The sequence below is a fragment of the Pelagimonas sp. genome (genome assembly GCF_058892305.1).
This window is the reverse complement of the sequence record NZ_JBZXVN010000052.1, coordinates 41,894-58,885: the sequence shown is the minus strand read 5'-3', so window position 1 is coordinate 58,885 and position 16,992 is coordinate 41,894. Positions and strand designations below refer to the sequence as shown.

Here is a 16,992-nt window from a genome sequence, read left to right as displayed (position 1 = left end):
GCTGCGGTTCTTACATGATCCACAGTCATTATAATATACGGCACAAGGAGGCCGCCACATGTTTGAAAATCTATCCGAGCGCCTAGGCGGCGTCTTTGATCGGCTGACCAAGCAGGGTGCGCTGTCTGCCGACGATGTCAAAACCGCCATGCGCGAAGTGCGCGTTGCCTTGCTTGAGGCGGACGTTTCGCTCCCGGTTGCGCGTCAATTCATCAAAGCAGTCGAGAAGAAAGCCACCGGGGCCTCAGTGACCAAATCGGTGACGCCGGGCCAACAGGTTGTCAAAATCGTCCATGACGAATTGATTGCCGTTTTGGCCGGCGAAGGCGAACCCGGTTCGTTGAAAATCGACAGCCCGCCGGCCCCAATCCTAATGGTCGGCCTGCAAGGCTCGGGTAAAACCACCACCACCGCGAAACTGGCCAAACGCCTAAGCGAACGTGACGGCAAAAAGGTCCTGATGGCCTCGCTCGACGTCAATCGCCCGGCGGCGATGGAACAGCTCGAAATCTTGGGCAAGCAAATCGGCGTGGCAACATTGCCAATCGTCAAAGGCGAAGACCCGGTTGCCATCGCCAAACGCGCCAAGACCCAAGCGTCCTTGGGCGGTTATGACGTCTATATGCTCGACACCGCGGGTCGTTTGTCGATCGACGAAGAGCTGATGGCTCAGATCGAAGCCGTCCGCGATGTTGCCAACCCGCGCGAAACGCTGCTGGTGGTCGATGGCCTGACCGGTCAGGACGCCGTGCACACCGCCGAGAACTTTGATGACCGCATCGGTATTTCCGGCGTTGTTTTGACCCGTATGGATGGCGATGGGCGCGGTGGTGCGGCGCTGTCGATGCGTGCCGTCACTGGCAAACCGATCAAATTCGTCGGCCTTGGCGAAAAGATGGACGCGCTCGAAACCTTCGAGCCGGACCGTGTTGCGGGCCGCATCCTTGGCATGGGTGACATCGTCGCCCTCGTCGAAAAAGCCCAATCCACCCTTGAGGCCGAGCAAGCCGAGCGCATGATGAAGCGCTTTTCCAAAGGTCAGTTCAACATGAACGACCTCAAGATGCAGCTTGAACAGATGATCAAAATGGGCGGCATGGAGGGCATGATGCAAATGATGCCGGGCATGGGCAAAATGGCCAAACAAGCCGGTGACGCGGGCATGGATGACAAGGTGCTGAAACAGCAGATTGCCTTGATCCAATCCATGACCAAACGCGAACGTGCCAACCCACAATTGCTTCAGGCAAGCCGCAAAAAGCGCATCGCCAAAGGCGCCGGCATGGAGGTCTCTGACCTCAATAAATTGCTAAAAATGCAGCGCCAAATGTCTGATATGATGAAGAAAATGGGTAAAATGGGCAAAGGTGGAATGCTCAAACAAGCCATGAAGGGCATGATGGGCAAAGGCGGTGGAGGTCTGCCGGGTGGCATGGATCCCTCGCAAATGGACCCGGCCGCCATGGAAGCCGCCGCCAAACAGCTTGGCGCGAAAATGCCCGGCGGTCTGGGTGGCATGCCCGGCATGGGCCTCCCCGGTGGCCTCTCCGGCTTTGGCAAAAAGAAATAACCTTTCATCGCGTCCAATAAACTCCTGCCGGAAGTTCCGGCATCCCCTAACTCGCTATGGTCAAACCAAAATGAACCCCGCTCGTACCCTTCAAACCCCGCGCTTGCAGCTTCGCCTGCCAGTTGCCCGCGATCTGCCGGTTTACACCGCTTTCGCGACAAGCGCGCGTGCGAAAACGGTCGGCGGCCCGTTCGAAACCGCGCAAGCGTTCGACAAACTTGCGGCCATGATCGGCCATTGGGAATTGCGTGGCTGGGGCCGTTACGTCATCGAGCTAGACGGGCGTGCCATCGGCCATTGCGGCCCGCTGGATACCTTTGGCGGCACACCGGAAATGACATGGACACTCTGGGATGCCACTGCGATGGGGCAAGGCTTCGCCACCGAAGCGGTCCAAGAGGTCATTCGCCACCTGTTTGACGATTGCGGTTGGAGCGATGTCAAAATCTGTATCGATCCAGCCAATGACGCCTCGCATCGGATGGCGCAACGGATCGGCGCGCAGGCGGTTAACGTGCCCGGGCCCGCCCGTTGGCCCGAGGCCAAAACCTATACGCTAACGAGGAACGCTGCCTGATGCCTGCTCCGATCCTCGACACGCCGCGCCTGCGTTTGCGCCCACATGTCATGTCCGATTTCGACGCCTTTGCGACCTTCTTCGAAGGCCCGCGCGCGGCCCATATGGACAAGCCGCAAAATGCCACGCATCTTTGGTATGGCCTAAGCTCCGAAGTCGGAAGCTGGGACCTTGTCGGATTTGGCGGTTGGGCCATCGAAACCCGTGACGGCCAGCTGATTGGCCAAGTCGCAATCACCAAACCACCTCATTTCGCTGAACGTGAAATCGGCTGGATTCTGTTTGATGGCTACGAAGGGCAAGGCTACGCCCTCGAAGCCGCAACCGCAGCTTTGCATTGGGCATGGGAACAGGGCATGGACACCCTCGTGTCTTATATCGAAAAAACCAATGGCCGCTCGATCGCCTTGGCGGAACGCCTTGGCGCGACGCTCGATCCAAACGGCAAGACCTATGACGATGATGATCTCGTCTACCGCCATAGCCCCGACATAGATGGCAATCCGGAGGCCTACGCATGATCGCCTCCCTCGCCCCAAGCACCCAAATTCCGTGCACGGAATTTGCAAAATCCATGCATGGATTTTCGCCTGCCTCACGGGGGACAGCATGACCCTGACCCAAGCCCCCATTCTGGAAACTGAGAACCTGATCCTGCGCGGTCCCGAGAAATCCGACGCCGAGGCGGTGATCACCTTCCTGCTCGACCAAGAGCGCGCCGAAGGTTTCGGAGCCTCGCCCAATCGCGGCGACGCCTGGCGCTGGTTTTCCCTCAATGTCGGCCATTGGCATTGGCACGGCTACGGCTATTTCGTCATCGAAGACAAAGAGACCGGCAAACCCGCTGGCATCTGCGGTATCTGGAACCCCGAAGGCTGGCCCGAGCCGGAAATCGGCTGGGTTGTTTTCGCCGGATTCGAAGGCAAAGGCATCGCCTATGAGGCCGCCCTGCGCGTGCGCCGTTACGCCTATGAAGACCTGCGTTTTACCACGCTGACCTCCAACATTGTCCCCGACAATGCCCGCTCCAAGGCGCTCGCCAAACGGCTGGGGGCGCAATACGAACGCACCTATGACAACGTCAATATGGGCGTCGATGAACTCTGGCGCCATCCAAGCCCGGACGAGGTGCTGTCATGACCCGCGCTTTGCACACCGACCGTCTGATCCTGCGTCGCCCCAATGGCTCAGACGCGGCGGCAACAACGGCCTTTTACCAAACCGAACGGTCGCAATTTGTCGGCGGTAACGTCCCTGAATTCCGCGCCTTTTCCAACTTCTGCGCCATGCTTGGCCATTGGGAGGTCCGCGGCTTTGGCCTCTGGGCGGTCACCACCAAAACCAGCGACGACATCATCGGCCTTGTTGGCCCCTACTATCCACAGGGCTGGCCAGAAACCGAAATCGGTTGGCTGATGTTTGACGGCTCCGAAGGTCGTGGCTACGCCGCCGAGGCCGCAAAAGCCGCCATCGCCGACGCGCGAACCCGGCTTGGCTGGACCGACATCGTGCACTACATCGCGCCGCAAAATGCACGCTCTATCACGCTGGCCGAACGGCTTGGTGCGCGCCAAGACCCAAATGCCACCGTCCCAAAGCCCGAAGACCCCTGTCTCGTGTATCGCCAACCGGTGGAGGCGTCATGAGCGACAAGCCCATCCTTGCCCCCTGCGAAAAGCACCGCCCCGGCCCAGCGGCACGGCAGGCGGCGCGTCTTGGCGGCAAAATCCCATCGCTCGACACCCGGCGGCTGCAAATTCGCGCCCCGCGCATCTACGACTTCAAAGCCTATGCCAAGATCATGGAAAGTGATCGCTCCATCCTGATGGGTGGCCCGTTTTCACGCAAAGAAGCCTGGGCTGAATTCACCAGCTATTCGGCGCTCTGGATGCTGCATGGCCACGGCCTTTGGACCATCGACGCACAAACCACGCCGTCGGCTGGGTTCATCCTCTTGGGCTATGAATACGACGATCCCGAACCGGAACTCGGCATTTTCCTTACCGACGATGCCGAAGGTCAGGGCATAGCCGAAGAGGCGATGATTGCCGTGCGCGACTATGCCTTTGAGGCGCTGAAATGGGACAGCGTCGCGTCCTTTGTCGATCAAGACAATGATCGCTGTATCAAGCTGATGGAACGTCTCAACGCCACGCGCGACACCGAGGCCGAAGCCACCATTAGTGACGACGGCCACACCCTCGTTTATCGCCACTCGGCCAAAGGAGCTGCCTGATGGGACACCGCGATATTCCCGTCCTCGAAACCAACCGCCTTGTGCTGCGCGGCCCGGATCCCGAGGATTATCCAGACTTCAAAGCCACCTTTGCCTCCTATCGCTCGCGTTTTATGGGCGGTCCTTTGAACGCCTATGAAACCTGGATGCTCTACGCCGCCGAAATCGGCCATTGGGAAATCCGTGGTTATGGCATGTGGATGATCCACCTCAAGGAAACCGACGAAACCGTTGGCATGGCCGGTGGCTGGTTCCCGGCGCAATGGCCCGAACGCGAAATCGCTTGGATCATCTGGCCCAATCAATCGGGTCGTGGCTATGCGCTTGAGGCCGCTGATCGCGTGCGCCGCTATTTCTACCACGACCTCGGCTGGGACACCGCCGTGTCCTATATCGACCCGAAAAACCTCGAAGCGATCCGGCTTGCCGAACGTCTGGGCTGTACCAAAGACCACGCTGCGCCAACCGTTGATGGCCATGATGCTGTCTATCGCCACCCGACTCTGGACCAACTGCAAAGCCAGCTGGGCCATGGCATCGACATGGAAATCGCGCATTACGCCGATCCGCTCTTCAAACCGAAAGGCTGGGCTCTTGACTGATGTGACCAATCAAAACGACGCCACTGCCCGTGCCGCCAAGGTGCTAATGGGGCACCGCGATAGCATCGACAGGCTCGATGCCATCCTCGTCTATACATTGGGCGAGCGGTTCAAACACACTCAGGCCGTTGGGGTGCTCAAGGCACAGCACGACCTCCCGCCCTCAGACCCCGCGCGCGAAGCCAAACAGATCGCGCGGCTCGAAGCCCTTGCGGATCAGGCCAATCTGGACCCTGAATTCGCCAAGAAATTCCTGAACTTCATCATTCAGGAAGTCATTCAACACCACAAACAACATCAATCGTGAATTCGGGCTGCGCCTCAGCAGCCCAAACGCCATCTAAGGAGAATAACCATGGCTATCAAAATTCGTCTCGCCCGCGGCGGTTCCAAAAAGCGCCCCTTCTACCGCATCGTAGCGGCAGACAGCCGTATGCCACGTGACGGCCGCTTCATCGAAAAGCTCGGCACATACAACCCACTGCTGCCTAAAGACAGCGAAGAGCGCGTGAAAATGGACATGGAGCGTGTTCAGTACTGGCTTGGCGAAGGCGCACAGGTCACCGACCGCGTATCGCGTTTCCTCGAAGCCGCTGGCGTCGTTGACAAAAAAGAGCGTAACAACGCCAAAAAAGGTGCTCCAGGCAAAAAAGCCGTTGAGCGCGCCGAAGAAAAAGCCGCCAAAGCGGCAGACGCCGCCGAAGCAGCAGCAGCCGCATCCGAAGAGTAATCTTCGCGGTTGTCGATTTGGGTCCGGCGGTCACACTGCCGGGCCCTTTTTGTGTCTGACCACTTGGCCTGAAAGGGGTGTGTCATGTTCCGCCTGATCCGGCTTGTTATCTTTGTGATGTTTGCATTTTTGGCTGGCATCCTGTTTGAGCGTGACAATCAGAAAAACCTTTGCGATCAATCAGGGGGCATTTGGGCCGATGGCCTGTGCACGATTGCGCAATGACACAACCAATAGATTTGGGGGCACGCACATGGATGATCTGATCTGTGTTGGCACAATTTCCGGCGCCTTTGGCGTTCATGGCGAGGTGCGGATCAAGAGTTTTACCGCCGATCCACAGGCCATCGCCGATTATGCGCCTCTGACGACCGAAGACGGCAGTCGGGCCTTTGATGCCCTGCAAATCACCCGGTCGCTTAAGAATGGTTTTGCCGCGCGCATATCTGGTGTAGCCACCAAGGAAGAGGCCGACGCGCTCAAAGGCACGAAGCTTTTCGTGCCGCGCGACACGCTCCCCAATCTCCCGGACGACGAGTATTACCATACCGATCTGATGGGGCTTGAGGTGGTTGATACCGGCGGCAACCCGCTTGGCATCGTTCACTCTGTACTCAACCACGGTGCCGCTGACCTGCTCGAACTCAAGGTGCCGGGGCAAAGCAAAACCGTTTTGCTCCCCTTTACCCTTGCCGCTGTGCCGACCGTTGATCTTGCATCCGGTCGCATCGTTGCCGACCCGCCCGAGGGTTTGTTTGACTAATCAACCCGGCGACGGAGGGGGACTCTGTTGCCCAGCTTGCTGGCGATAGATTCTCTCAATTTTGTATTTCTTCGACACATTCCCGATGAAACCTGCACAATCCCTCACCAGCGCGACGACCTTGCACAGTTCCGCAACAAACGCGTTCAGGTTTGGCGATTTCGACCAACATAGCGCCACAATGTCAGTCTAATTTTAGCCTTAATCGAAAGATTGACGTTAGAAAATGGACGAGACCAAGTGCATCGCATAATTTTGACCTTTTTGGCCCTTGGCCCTGCGCTGTTTGCGGCGTTTCCTGTGTCCGGCATCGCGATTGCGGTCGGCGGTTTGGGGAGCGCCTATGCGCTTGTTGCCTCGTTGCGCCCCCAACCGATCCGCGTCTCGCGCATTTCAACGGGGGGGAGCCGCGCCACCACGCTTTTGCGCGCCCCGTTGTCCAAATCCGAACGCGCCAAACTACCCGGTCAGACCGAACTCTCACGTCGCCTGATGCGCATCCTCACCTCTGCCAATGACTATCAGCCCCCCGGCTTTCCCCTCGACCGCGACACCGCCATCGCCCGCACCCTTATGGGGTTCATGCAGGGTTGGAAAACCCAAGACATTGCCAAACTGACCGAGCTTCAGCGCGCGGAACTACATCTTATCAACACCTTGCTGCGCACCACTCCGGGTGACGCTGGCCGCCTTGCACAACTTTTTGCCCGCCCTGATACCATGCTGGACCTGCGCGACGAAATTGACATGATTGCCCTGCGCCGCGCGGCCTTTGACCGTGATTACAACGCCTTTCTGGCAACCCAAAACATCTGGGATACAAACACCGGCCCTCGCCCGTTGCTCAACGCGCTCACCTCCATGCCCGCCGAGGATATCGACCTCTGGCATCATGTGGTTGTCCATCACGATCTGCGGGACCCGGCCCAACGTGCGGCCGCCTTGTGGTGTTTGCAAAAACCGACCTGTGACCGCGCAACTTTGGCGGCCTATTTTGGCCGGTTGACCAAAGATCACTTCCTACGCAGCCCCGAAGCCCAAGCCGATCCCGCCTATCTCTCCGCCGTTCAAGGGTTGATTCAGGGCTGGAACAACGGCTTTTACAAATCACACGAACTTGCGCTTATAGCACCCGATACGGTTGCAACGCTTCAACCGTTTTTCGACATCGAGTTGAACCTTCTGCTTGAGCAAACCGGAGCAATTTGGCCTAGCCCGCATTGTATCTTTATCGAATTTGATGGCCGCCCGCCACGCCCCCGCGACCATTGGGATTTGCGCACTGGTCAACTCTCCGAGCCGCCACGTCAACAAGACTATTTCGAAAGCGCCTTTGAGGCGATCTGATCGCATTGCTTGCCCCGCATTGCCCCAACGGATAGGACGGGCGCAAAGCAGGATCCGATATGTCAGACGAAACGCCCAAGACCACCGCGCAACAACCGAACAAATCCTATGGCCGCAAGACCATTCGCCCGACGTTGCAACCGCGCGAATTGATGAGCCACGCGCCCGATTTGGCGCGGGCGTGGCAGGCCCATATCATCACCCTGTTTCCCGAGGCCTTTCCCGGTGTGTTGGGCGAAAGCCTAACTGGTAAGGCGATCAAAGACGGCAAGTGGCAGCTCACAACCACAGATCTACGCCTCTTTGGCGAGGGCAAGCACCGCAACGTTGATGACACGCCCGCCGGTGGCGGCGCGGGCATGGTTTTGCGCCCCGATGTTATGGGGCGCGCCATTGATCACGCCTTGAAACGCGCACCCGGTCCGCTGGTTTATCTGTCTCCACGGGGCAAACGCTTTGATCAACAAATGGCGCGGGATTGGGCAACCTTGCCCGGTATCACCATGATTTGCGGTCGGTTCGAAGGGATCGACCAACGGGTGATTGACCATTACAATATTGCCGAAGTCTCGCTCGGGGATTTTGTGCTCACCGGTGGCGAAATTGCCGCGCAAGCCATGCTTGATGCCACCGTTCGCCTATTGCCCGGCGTCTTGGGCAATGCAGATAGCACGGTGGATGAAAGCCATTCGGATGGGCTTCTTGAACATCCGCAATACACCCGCCCCGCGACCTGGAATGACCGCGCCATTCCAGATGTTTTGATGTCCGGGCATCATGGCAAGGTGGCTGAATGGCGACGCGCCATGAGCGAAGACATCACCCGCCAACGACGCCCCGACCTTTGGGCCAAACATCTCGGAAAAACCACGGACTAGGCGGTTTGCGGAAATCGTGCCAAAGTCGTTTCATTGAAATGTGATTACTGCGCGACTTTGAAAAGGATTAGCCATGTTCCGCCTGCTTGCTCTGGCCGTTATGATGCCCTCCGCCACTTTGGCCTTTGAACACATGGTCGAATATCGGTTCAATGGGGCGGAAATCCAGTCCTTCACCGCCCATGTGCCCGAGCCCGAGGACCCCTGGACGATAGACCTTTCTCTCGAAAGCGAGGCCTTTGGGCCCAGTCAGTTGGTGATTGAAACGGATGGTGACTATGACGATTGCGTTTCGCTTTTGAATATCCACAAGGGCGATGCGACAACGGATTTTGTCATCCGGATGCATATGAATGCCTTCACGATGAACGGTGTTTTGATGGTGGAATGTTCAACCCGGCATCGTCCGTAATCCGACATGTCCGATCCGATTATCCGGCGTGCCCGACGCGGCGATCTTCAGGCCATCGTTGACATGCTAGCGGACGATCCGCTTGGTGCCGCGCGAGAAGCGGCAGGCCCTCCGGCCGATCCCGTCTATGACGCCGCTTTTGATGCCATCGACAGAGACCCAAATCAATTTCTGGCGGTGGCCGAACTCAACGATGATGTGGTGGGTGTTTTGCAACTCAGCTTCATTCCCGGATTGTCGCGTCGCGGGGCATGGCGTGGTCAAATAGAAAGCGTTCGCATTCACTCAAAAGCCCGAGGTTTGGGACTTGGCCAACGGTTATTTGACTGGGCCATTCACACCTGCAAAAGCCGGGGCTGCTCACTGGTGCAACTGACGACCGACAAATCCCGCCAAGACGCCCAGCGTTTCTATGAACGTCTGGGGTTCACCGCATCCCATTTGGGCTACAAACGAGACGTGTAAATTTTCTCTGGCAGGCGGTGTCCAGAGACGATCATGTCACGACGTTTGCCTTCGGCAAAAAATCTCATATTGCAAAGGCATTTAACGCAAGTTGGAGCGAAGTGCGTCACCCCTTTCACACAGAGAGACATGCCCAATCTCGATCACTCGGCTGCCTTTGCAAGGAAACCAACCCTCCCTGCGAAAGCACGCTCCCCTGATAGCTCTCTCTTGTCCGTACTGCGCGTCACAATTTAATAGGTCCAGATTCTAAGACTGGAGGCTGTCCGCCAGCACTTCTTTCAAGGTATCTAGCCGCACCGGCTTGCCTATAAAGCCGGAAAAGCCCGCCACATCACATTCTTCTCGCTGGGCGTTAGAGACATTTGCCGTGACCGCGATGACTTTTGGGCCATCCGGGGCCAGCATCCGAGATATCTCTTTGGTTGCCGTAACACCGTCCATTTTCGGCATGTTAATGTCCATCAGGATGACGTCATAGTGGCCGGTTTCCGCCTTTTCGATACACTCAAACCCATCATGGGCAACTTCACAGCTTAGCCCGCAATGCTTCAAAAGCTTTTGCAGAACCTTGATGTTGATCGGCTCATCATCCGCAACAAGGATGCGTGGTTGTCCTTCGCCATCTTGTGAGTTGGTCATGCCGCATCCTTTTCGTTTTGAGTGTTTTCGTGATCGCTCGCGGCGATCTGTGTGGGCAGGATCAACGCAAAGGTTGAGCCAGTGCCAAGTTCGCTATCCAGCGTGATCTCGCCTTTCGCTTCGCGCACGATCCCCATCGCAATGGCAAGGCCAAGACCGGTGCCTCCAGCTTTGCGGCTGGACGAACTGTCGCCTTGGGTAAATCGCTCAAAAATTCGACCGCGGTGCTCTTCGGCGATGCCGGGACCGGTGTCAGAGACAAAGACCCGCAACGTGACGTCTTGCCTATCGTCGGGCCGTTCAAGAACCGCTTGCACGCTCACGCCGCCGGTTTGGGTGAATTTCACCGCGTTTCCAACGAGGTTCACCAACACCTGGCGTAGTCTTTTGTGGTCGCCAAGAATGTCGGGCAGGTCCCGCGGTACGGAAACGTCAAGATCTAGCCCTTTGTTCTTGGCCATGACTGTTGCAAAGCTTGTTGCGTCCTTCACAAGTTGTGCAACGTTCACAGGCTCTTGGATCATACGAAGGGCCCCGGCCTCAACTTCGCCAAATGTCAAAATCTCGTCGATCAAGGCCATCTGCCCGTCAGCGCAGGACACCAAAATGTCGACCATTTCCTGATCGTCGTCTTCCAAATCACTATGAGCCAACAGCTGCGCTGCGCCGATGATCCCATTCATTGGGGTGCGCAACTCATGGCTGATGGTCGCTAAAAACTGTGTTTTGGCCATATCGGCGGCCCGTGCCGCGGCTGCTTCTTTTTCAAGGTTTCTTTTGGTTTGGATGATTTGACGGACGAGGGGTTTGACCACGCCAAACCATGCAAGAAGCGCCGCAAATAGAACGATCCCCAAGACCGCAAAGGTTAGCAATTCCGGCACTTTACCGGTGCGGAAAACCGTTTCTTGTAAAACTTGGCGCACGCTGGACAAGTGTGCATCTGGCAAAGCATCTGCAGCGGCCCAAAACCGCTCAATGCTTGCTGGATCACGCGAGCCATCCACAAAAATCGGAGCCCCTGCGATCAAAACCGCTCCAATTGACGCTTCGAGAGATAGGGCCTCACCATTTATGAAAGACCACTTATCTTCTTCCCAAAGCTGAACCAATTCATCGGGCATCTCATGCCCGTACAACCCCATGCTGGTGCTCAACTCAGCGGGCTGCACACCCAATCTTTCTGTCAACGTCGACAGAGCCTCGCGTTCAGGCGTGTCATTGTCTCCGAAGATTTCCGCCCCATCGGGGTCGGCGGCACGCAACGCACTAAAAAGCCCGACACCATCAACGAAGGTCTCTTTAAGATGCTCGGTAACGCCACTCCGCCCGGCCTCGATCCTAGCGACATCACCTTCCATTTGTGTGACGTGCTCGATGAGATTGCCAAGGACCATCGTATAGCGCGCGCTATCCGCCGCCTCATGGTGCAAGTAAACCGAAGCCCCGCTTGCCGCAAACAAGGGAAGCAACAAGACCGCCAAGGCCAGAAACACACGTCGTCGCACATGCAAGACGCTGCTTGCGCGTTCAACCGGCTGAGCGGCAGAAAGGTCTTGTTTCATAGTGCCTCCGACAGGTTTTCGCACGGGTTTGCTCCGCCCAGATCCCGCCCAGATCCCGCTCGGCCTGCTTGAAACTGATCAAAGAAGGTTTCAGCGTCGTTAAAATAACCAGTTGCTTTGACTGTACCCCCGCATCTCGGGCGAATTTTGCCGTTTAAGTTCCGCCAATTTGAACGACCCCATCGCGCCGACGCCAAACCAAAGCCAACCGGCCCTATGTTAGGGCCTTGGTTCCCCCTCTCTGCTCAAATGCCCCGCAATCAATGTCACAAGCCTGTTGTGGATTGCGCTGCGCGATTGCCCCCCTGCATCTTCACACAAGGGGTCAAGCTCGCCCTCGCGCTCCAGAATCTGGGGCCCCGCTGGCTTGCACTCTGCAAGGAAACTGAAATGGCTCGCATCGGGAACAATCTGATACGTTGCTTGTGGAATCCGCTCTGCGGCCGGGCGCGCATAGACCCCGGCGGGCACTTTGTCTTCGTCACCTAGGTTGATCACATGCACAGGAATATCAATCGCCGACAGGCTGTCTTGGGTTAGCGTGCTCACAATTCCGGGGTCTACAATCACGGCCCGCGACACCCGGTGATCTCGCAAATCCTGCGAGGCCGGGGATAGGTCCATCTCATGTAAATCCACGCCAAAATGCGCAAGGAAGGCACAATCAGACATGCCATGATCGGTGCTATCACAAAACCGTGCTAGCCGCGCGGGATCGACACGCGCTCCGGCAATTGCCATGGCCGTATAGCCCCCGGCCGAAAACCCAAGCATCGCGATGCGTGTCACGTCGATATAGGGATAGGCATCCGGATTGCCGGTTATCTCATCCAACACGGCCGAAATATCCGCTGGTCTTTCCCAAACACGCACCGCTGCCTTGGCCGAGGCATTGCCGGTTGTGGTGCCGGGGTGGTTGGGCAACACAACCACAAAACCAAGCTCAGCAAGCCGTGAAGCAATCCAACCAAACTGACCCGCATTGCCCCCGGCCCCATGGGACACAAGCACAAGCGGGAACCGGCCCTTTTGCGGCGGGGCACGTCGTCCGGCTTCACGTCCATAAAACACACCGTTGCCCCCAACGGTAATCGCCTTTCCGCCCGGCATGGCGGGGTACCAGATGTGAAACCCAAGGTTGTCGTCACGGATCGGAGCATAGGCAGACCCCTGCGTAAAACCCGCGCTTCCACCATAGGCGGGGCGCAGAATTTCGTACCCGCCCCAACCGGCCACCCCGACCATGGCCAACAAGGCGATCCCTTTTGCAAATGTTCTGACACTCGGCATAACAGCTCTCCTTTTTCGGATGCGCAAGTTCTGCCCTTGATGTGGCCCACTCCTCTAAAACTGGCGTCCTAAAACGCGATAAAGGTCGTCCTTAGACGCGTTTCAGGATATTGATCCGACACGAAAAACGGCATTGGTCACGGCTATATGGTATTTGTTCCCCTTCCTTTGTTTGCCACTTTGGTTTTGGCATTTGTCTGCGCGCATTTTGTGATGAACCGCGATATGTCGGCTCGCCCGCATCAGCTTTTCGCCGGACTCATGGCCCTATATGCGGTGCAATCTTTGCTGGTCTCGCTGCGCTGGGGCTATGGGGTTGAACCGGCGGCGGGTCTCATGGCGATCCTTGCCCCGATCCTGCCTGCGATGGCCTATATCGCTTACAAAACACTCTTCGGCCAAAACGGCGCACGGCGGCTCTGGCCTTTGGCCATCATAGCGCTCAATTGGATCGTTTTTGCCGCTGTGCCGGATTTGGCCGATGTCGTGATCCTTGTGACCTATCTTGGGTTTGGTGGCATCCTCTTGTGGCTGTTTTGGCACGGAGAGGATCAGCTCACCTTGTCCCCCATTGGCGGTGGGCGCGACATCCTCGCCGCGATGGGTCTGACCGGGGCGGCTTTGGTCGCATCTGGGTTGACGGACCTTTATGTCGTCTATGATTTCGTCTCCAACGACGGGCGCAATGCGGCTTTGGTTTTGACCTTTGCGCAAACGGCTTTGGTTTTGGTCATTGGTGTTTCGGCTGTGTTTGGCCAAGCCGCCGATGCCGACAAACCAGCCGCCGAACGCGCGCCTGTTCCGGAGGATCAATCGCTCCCAAATGCCACCGGCGCCGACGAAGACATCCTAAACCGTCTCGCATTGCTGTTTGACCGCGACAGGCTGCACCTGACCGATAATCTAAGCGTGCGGCGGTTGTCGCGGCGCTTGCGCGTTTCGGACCGGCAGGTGTCACAGGCGGTGAACCGCATCAAAGGCATAAGCGTATCGCAATTTGTAAACGAGCATCGCGTCAAGGAAGCCTGCCGTTTGCTCCGCGAAACGGACGACACCATTTTGCATGTGTCGCTTGCCTCTGGCTTTGCGACCAAATCCAATTTCAACCGAGAGTTCTCGCGCGTGACCGGGCAAACCCCATCGCAGTGGCGCGCCGCCACCCCGCCGTCGGCTGGGGTCTGACCTCACGGTTTTGTGATCCGGATTTGCCGGGGCGCGCGCGGTGCGTTCCCGCCTTTGGGGCAAACTGTACCAAACTCGGGTCGAATCGGGCGGATTGGTCAATTGGGTGTCGCAGATGGCCGAAAACACTCTGGGGCAATCTCCCCCAAACCCCGCTGGAATCGAACGGATTGGTCGGGGAAAACGGGCCCACGCAACGGAGTTAACGATGCGAACGCTTTGGTCGCCAAACGGGCATTTCACCCTTGCTTTAAAGGGGTCTGCGGCCTATACGGGCGCATCTTAACGGCATCGGGGCGACTCGAGTTCGTAGGATATCCGGGGTCCTCATCTGGGGCCCCAGACAAACAAAGAACAGCTGGTGTATCTTTTTTCCTTTTGGGATCAAAGCTCTGGCCGGACATTATCCGCGGGCAAACCGCGACGTACATGAAGGAGAGATCAGATGGATCTGATCGCACAGCTCGAAGCGGAGCAAGTTGCTGCGCTGGGGAAAGACATCCCCGATTTTAAAGCCGGCGACACCATTCGCGTAGGCTTCAAAGTAACAGAAGGCACCCGTAGCCGTATCCAGAACTACGAGGGTGTTTGCATTTCTCGTAAGAATGGCAAGGGGATAGCCGGTTCTTTCACCGTTCGTAAAATCTCGTTCGGCGAAGGTGTGGAACGTGTGTTCCCTCTGTACTCGACCAACATCGAATCGATCGAAGTTGTTCGCCGTGGCCGCGTCCGTCGCGCCAAACTCTACTACCTGCGCTCGCGCCGCGGTAAGTCCGCCCGTATCGCAGAAGACACCACTTACAAGCCCCTCAAGGCCAAAGCGTAAGGATCGACGAGATGAAAAAAGATTTGCATCCCGAGTATCACATCATCACCGTCAAAATGACCGATGGTTCGACTTTCGAAACACGCACCACTTGGGGCAAAGAAGGCGACCAGCTGTCGCTTGATATCGACCCGACCGTGCACCCAGCTTGGACAGGCGGCAACTCTCGTCTCCTCGACCAAGGTGGTCGCGTTTCCAAGTTCAAAAAGAAATACGAAGGTCTTGGCTTCTAAGCCTTTTTACCTTCAAGCCGTTTCAAATGCCGCCCCTCGGGGCGGCATTTTTGCATCCGGTGCTTGACGACTGGTGCCAAGGCAGGGAAGCCAAATTTCGACCTGAGTACCACCGACGTCACCGGGCCTAGGGCTCATGACTCGCAAGCCTCCGGCATGAATGCGCGTGAACCCCAATACCATCGGCAACCCAAGGCCCGTCCCCTTGCCACGTACCTTGGCCGAATAGAAGGGTTGAACAACTTTGCTGATGTCGCGACTGGCAATTCCAGTCCCCGTATCCCCAACTTCGACCACCGCATACGGCCCCACCGCCACGCCAGCGCCATCCACCATGCCCAAATCCGCGTCCGCACGTCTAAATGCGGTACGAACGGTTAAAGTCCCGCCGTCTGGCATCGCATCCACGGCATTCACAACCAGATTAATCAAGGCTGTCATCAGCTGCGTTTCATCAACCCGCACGCCGAGAGGCCTGTCACTCATTTCTGTTATCACAACGATATTGTCAGGGATCAAACGTTGAGCGAGCTCCATCATTCTTGGAACGGTTTGGGATAGGTCCAAATCCGTACGGAAAGACGGGGCTTTGCGAGAATAGATAAGCAGCTGTTTCACAACGGCTTCTGCACGTTTGGCGGCATCAAAAGCATCGTCAAATGCGGCGTCACGTTCTGCCTGATCAGGCAGTTCCCGACAGAGTTCGAGATTGCCCAAAATCGCCGTTAGGGTGTTGTTGAAATCATGGGCAACGCCGCCTGCCAGTTCACCAATCGCGGCCATTTTCTGCTCCTGCACAGCACGTTCGACCGCCTCCAACTCTGCAAGTTTCGCCTTGCGTGCCATAACCAGCGCCTGCGCAAGATAACCAACCAGGATGAAGTTGGTGACAATCCCGCCCCATTTCGCCAACAGGTTTTCAGCCGGAGGTCGGTACCAGAAAACAGCAACATACATGGCACAGACGACTGCAATTTCGCCCCAAACCAAAAAGCGTATCGTGTCGCCACGCCGAACCAAAAACACCAGGGCCGTTGCCAATAGGGTAGAGCCAGCGAAAACCAGATTGATATCGCTTTGGGCCGCCATAACTGCCGGCATCCACAAAAATGATGACATCACCACCAAAAAGAAACCAGATGCGGCCCGAACCTCCGCAAGACCACAGTCTTCGCTGCGGGTTTTTAAGTACCCGTAGTACATGCCATGGGCCAAAAAGAAACCGAGCGGCCAGAACCACGTCGCGGTCCAACCGGTATAGAGAAACAATATGAGCGAGCCAAAAGGCACACCAAAAAGCCGCAAAGCCAATTCAGGTGCTTCGCCGTATTCGACTTGAATCAACCTGTCGATTTCTTGCCGGTGTTCCGTTGTCATTCCGTAATTCGGGCCGATCCTGAGCTAGTAGGTTTAGAGTGGTCGCCGCAAAACAAGACCCGGTAACGAATGACTATGTACCTTTTGCAGCTTGGTTTAAGCAATAATATTTCAATGGTACCTAGCCATCGCAATACTGGCAAACAGTTTAAGGTTAATCGCTCGCTCCTGTCATCGACGCGACCGTTAAGGTTCCGGAATTCTGCGTTCCGGGCGAAATCGAATGGCTGTTGTTTACCTATTCAGGCCTTGAACCTGGGAGAGGAAAATAAACCCCTTCACAAATTCAATATTTAG

The 16,992-nt window shown here is 56.8% G+C and carries 22 protein-coding genes; 18 read left to right on the top strand and 4 right to left on the bottom strand.

Annotated elements, in window-relative coordinates:
- Nucleotides 1-58: 58 nt before the first annotated feature.
- From ffh to AC5EFR_RS20115, 15 genes are all read left to right on the top strand, one after another.
- A complete protein-coding gene (gene ffh, locus AC5EFR_RS20185; RefSeq protein WP_493577534.1) occupies nucleotides 59-1,570 on the top strand; it encodes a signal recognition particle protein in 1,512 nt (503 codons plus the stop codon).
- A 70-nt stretch (nucleotides 1,571-1,640) separates the two neighbouring features.
- Nucleotides 1,641-2,147: a GNAT family N-acetyltransferase gene (locus AC5EFR_RS20180; RefSeq protein WP_493577533.1), complete on the top strand. Its 507-nt coding sequence runs from the start codon at nucleotides 1,641-1,643 to the stop codon at nucleotides 2,145-2,147.
- The gene (locus tag AC5EFR_RS20175) at nucleotides 2,147-2,668 is read left to right on the top strand and encodes a GNAT family N-acetyltransferase (protein ID WP_493577532.1); all 522 of its coding nucleotides are present in this window, start codon (nucleotides 2,147-2,149) and stop codon (nucleotides 2,666-2,668) included. The genes AC5EFR_RS20180 and AC5EFR_RS20175 overlap by 1 nt, the downstream gene beginning before the upstream one ends.
- Nucleotides 2,669-2,756: 88 nt before the next feature.
- A complete protein-coding gene (locus AC5EFR_RS20170) occupies nucleotides 2,757-3,287 on the top strand; it encodes a GNAT family N-acetyltransferase (RefSeq protein WP_493577531.1) in 531 nt (176 codons plus the stop codon).
- The gene (locus tag AC5EFR_RS20165; protein ID WP_493577530.1) at nucleotides 3,284-3,793 is read left to right on the top strand and encodes a GNAT family N-acetyltransferase; all 510 of its coding nucleotides are present in this window, start codon (nucleotides 3,284-3,286) and stop codon (nucleotides 3,791-3,793) included. Before AC5EFR_RS20170 ends, AC5EFR_RS20165 begins: the two co-directional genes overlap by 4 nt.
- Nucleotides 3,790-4,383 (top strand): GNAT family N-acetyltransferase, encoded by a 594-nt coding sequence (locus AC5EFR_RS20160; protein WP_493577529.1) that lies wholly within the window; start codon nucleotides 3,790-3,792, stop codon nucleotides 4,381-4,383. Before AC5EFR_RS20165 ends, AC5EFR_RS20160 begins: the two co-directional genes overlap by 4 nt.
- The gene (locus AC5EFR_RS20155) at nucleotides 4,383-4,985 is read left to right on the top strand and encodes a GNAT family N-acetyltransferase (RefSeq protein WP_493577528.1); all 603 of its coding nucleotides are present in this window, start codon (nucleotides 4,383-4,385) and stop codon (nucleotides 4,983-4,985) included. The genes AC5EFR_RS20160 and AC5EFR_RS20155 overlap by 1 nt, the downstream gene beginning before the upstream one ends.
- A 1-nt stretch (nucleotide 4,986) precedes the next feature.
- Nucleotides 4,987-5,292 carry a chorismate mutase gene (locus AC5EFR_RS20150; RefSeq protein WP_299926738.1) on the top strand — a complete coding sequence of 102 codons (306 nt, stop codon included), beginning with the start codon at nucleotides 4,987-4,989 and terminating at the stop codon, nucleotides 5,290-5,292.
- A 48-nt stretch (nucleotides 5,293-5,340) separates the two neighbouring features.
- Nucleotides 5,341-5,715, top strand: coding sequence for a 30S ribosomal protein S16 (rpsP, locus tag AC5EFR_RS20145; RefSeq protein WP_299926524.1), 375 nt, complete (start codon nucleotides 5,341-5,343; stop codon nucleotides 5,713-5,715).
- 84 nt (nucleotides 5,716-5,799) lie between these two features.
- Nucleotides 5,800-5,940: a hypothetical protein gene (locus AC5EFR_RS20140; protein ID WP_493577527.1), complete on the top strand. Its 141-nt coding sequence runs from the start codon at nucleotides 5,800-5,802 to the stop codon at nucleotides 5,938-5,940.
- A 28-nt stretch (nucleotides 5,941-5,968) separates the two neighbouring features.
- Nucleotides 5,969-6,478, top strand: a complete 510-nt coding sequence (gene rimM, locus AC5EFR_RS20135) for a ribosome maturation factor RimM (RefSeq protein WP_493577526.1) — start codon at nucleotides 5,969-5,971, stop codon at nucleotides 6,476-6,478.
- A gap of 240 nt (nucleotides 6,479-6,718) precedes the next feature.
- Nucleotides 6,719-7,825 (top strand): hypothetical protein, encoded by a 1,107-nt coding sequence (locus AC5EFR_RS20130; RefSeq protein WP_493577525.1) that lies wholly within the window; start codon nucleotides 6,719-6,721, stop codon nucleotides 7,823-7,825.
- Nucleotides 7,826-7,884: 59 nt separating this feature from the next.
- Nucleotides 7,885-8,703, top strand: coding sequence for a tRNA (guanosine(37)-N1)-methyltransferase TrmD (gene trmD / locus AC5EFR_RS20125; protein ID WP_493577524.1), 819 nt, complete (start codon nucleotides 7,885-7,887; stop codon nucleotides 8,701-8,703).
- Between the two features lie 73 nt (nucleotides 8,704-8,776).
- Nucleotides 8,777-9,115, top strand: a complete 339-nt coding sequence (locus AC5EFR_RS20120; RefSeq protein WP_493577523.1) for a hypothetical protein — start codon at nucleotides 8,777-8,779, stop codon at nucleotides 9,113-9,115.
- A gap of 6 nt (nucleotides 9,116-9,121) precedes the next feature.
- Nucleotides 9,122-9,580, top strand: a complete 459-nt coding sequence (locus AC5EFR_RS20115) for a GNAT family N-acetyltransferase (protein ID WP_493577522.1) — start codon at nucleotides 9,122-9,124, stop codon at nucleotides 9,578-9,580.
- A 249-nt stretch (nucleotides 9,581-9,829) separates the two neighbouring features.
- Here AC5EFR_RS20115 and AC5EFR_RS20110 read toward each other — a convergent pair whose 3' ends face one another.
- The 3 genes from AC5EFR_RS20110 to AC5EFR_RS20100 all read right to left on the bottom strand — a co-directional run bounded on the left by AC5EFR_RS20110 (nucleotide 9,830) and on the right by AC5EFR_RS20100 (nucleotide 13,077).
- The gene (locus tag AC5EFR_RS20110) at nucleotides 9,830-10,222 is read right to left on the bottom strand and encodes a response regulator (protein ID WP_493577521.1); all 393 of its coding nucleotides are present in this window, start codon (nucleotides 10,220-10,222) and stop codon (nucleotides 9,830-9,832) included.
- Complete coding sequence (locus AC5EFR_RS20105; RefSeq protein WP_493577520.1) at nucleotides 10,219-11,787, bottom strand: sensor histidine kinase; 1,569 nt, start codon at nucleotides 11,785-11,787, stop codon at nucleotides 10,219-10,221. Before AC5EFR_RS20105 ends, AC5EFR_RS20110 begins: the two co-directional genes overlap by 4 nt.
- A gap of 219 nt (nucleotides 11,788-12,006) precedes the next feature.
- Nucleotides 12,007-13,077, bottom strand: a complete 1,071-nt coding sequence (locus tag AC5EFR_RS20100) for an alpha/beta hydrolase family protein (protein ID WP_493577519.1) — start codon at nucleotides 13,075-13,077, stop codon at nucleotides 12,007-12,009.
- Between the two features lie 147 nt (nucleotides 13,078-13,224).
- Here AC5EFR_RS20100 and AC5EFR_RS20095 point away from each other — a divergent pair, with 147 nt between their 5' ends.
- From AC5EFR_RS20095 to rpmE, 3 genes are all read left to right on the top strand, one after another.
- Nucleotides 13,225-14,259, top strand: a complete 1,035-nt coding sequence (locus tag AC5EFR_RS20095) for a helix-turn-helix domain-containing protein (RefSeq protein ID WP_493577518.1) — start codon at nucleotides 13,225-13,227, stop codon at nucleotides 14,257-14,259.
- Between the two features lie 445 nt (nucleotides 14,260-14,704).
- Nucleotides 14,705-15,085, top strand: coding sequence for a 50S ribosomal protein L19 (gene rplS, locus AC5EFR_RS20090; protein ID WP_493577517.1), 381 nt, complete (start codon nucleotides 14,705-14,707; stop codon nucleotides 15,083-15,085).
- An 11-nt stretch (nucleotides 15,086-15,096) separates the two neighbouring features.
- Nucleotides 15,097-15,318 carry a 50S ribosomal protein L31 gene (gene rpmE, locus AC5EFR_RS20085; RefSeq protein ID WP_299926560.1) on the top strand — a complete coding sequence of 74 codons (222 nt, stop codon included), beginning with the start codon at nucleotides 15,097-15,099 and terminating at the stop codon, nucleotides 15,316-15,318.
- A gap of 12 nt (nucleotides 15,319-15,330) precedes the next feature.
- On the opposite strand, the gene AC5EFR_RS20080 is transcribed toward rpmE, so the two are convergent.
- Nucleotides 15,331-16,695 carry a sensor histidine kinase gene (locus AC5EFR_RS20080; RefSeq protein WP_493577516.1) on the bottom strand — a complete coding sequence of 455 codons (1,365 nt, stop codon included), beginning with the start codon at nucleotides 16,693-16,695 and terminating at the stop codon, nucleotides 15,331-15,333.
- Nucleotides 16,696-16,992: the final 297 nt, after the last annotated feature.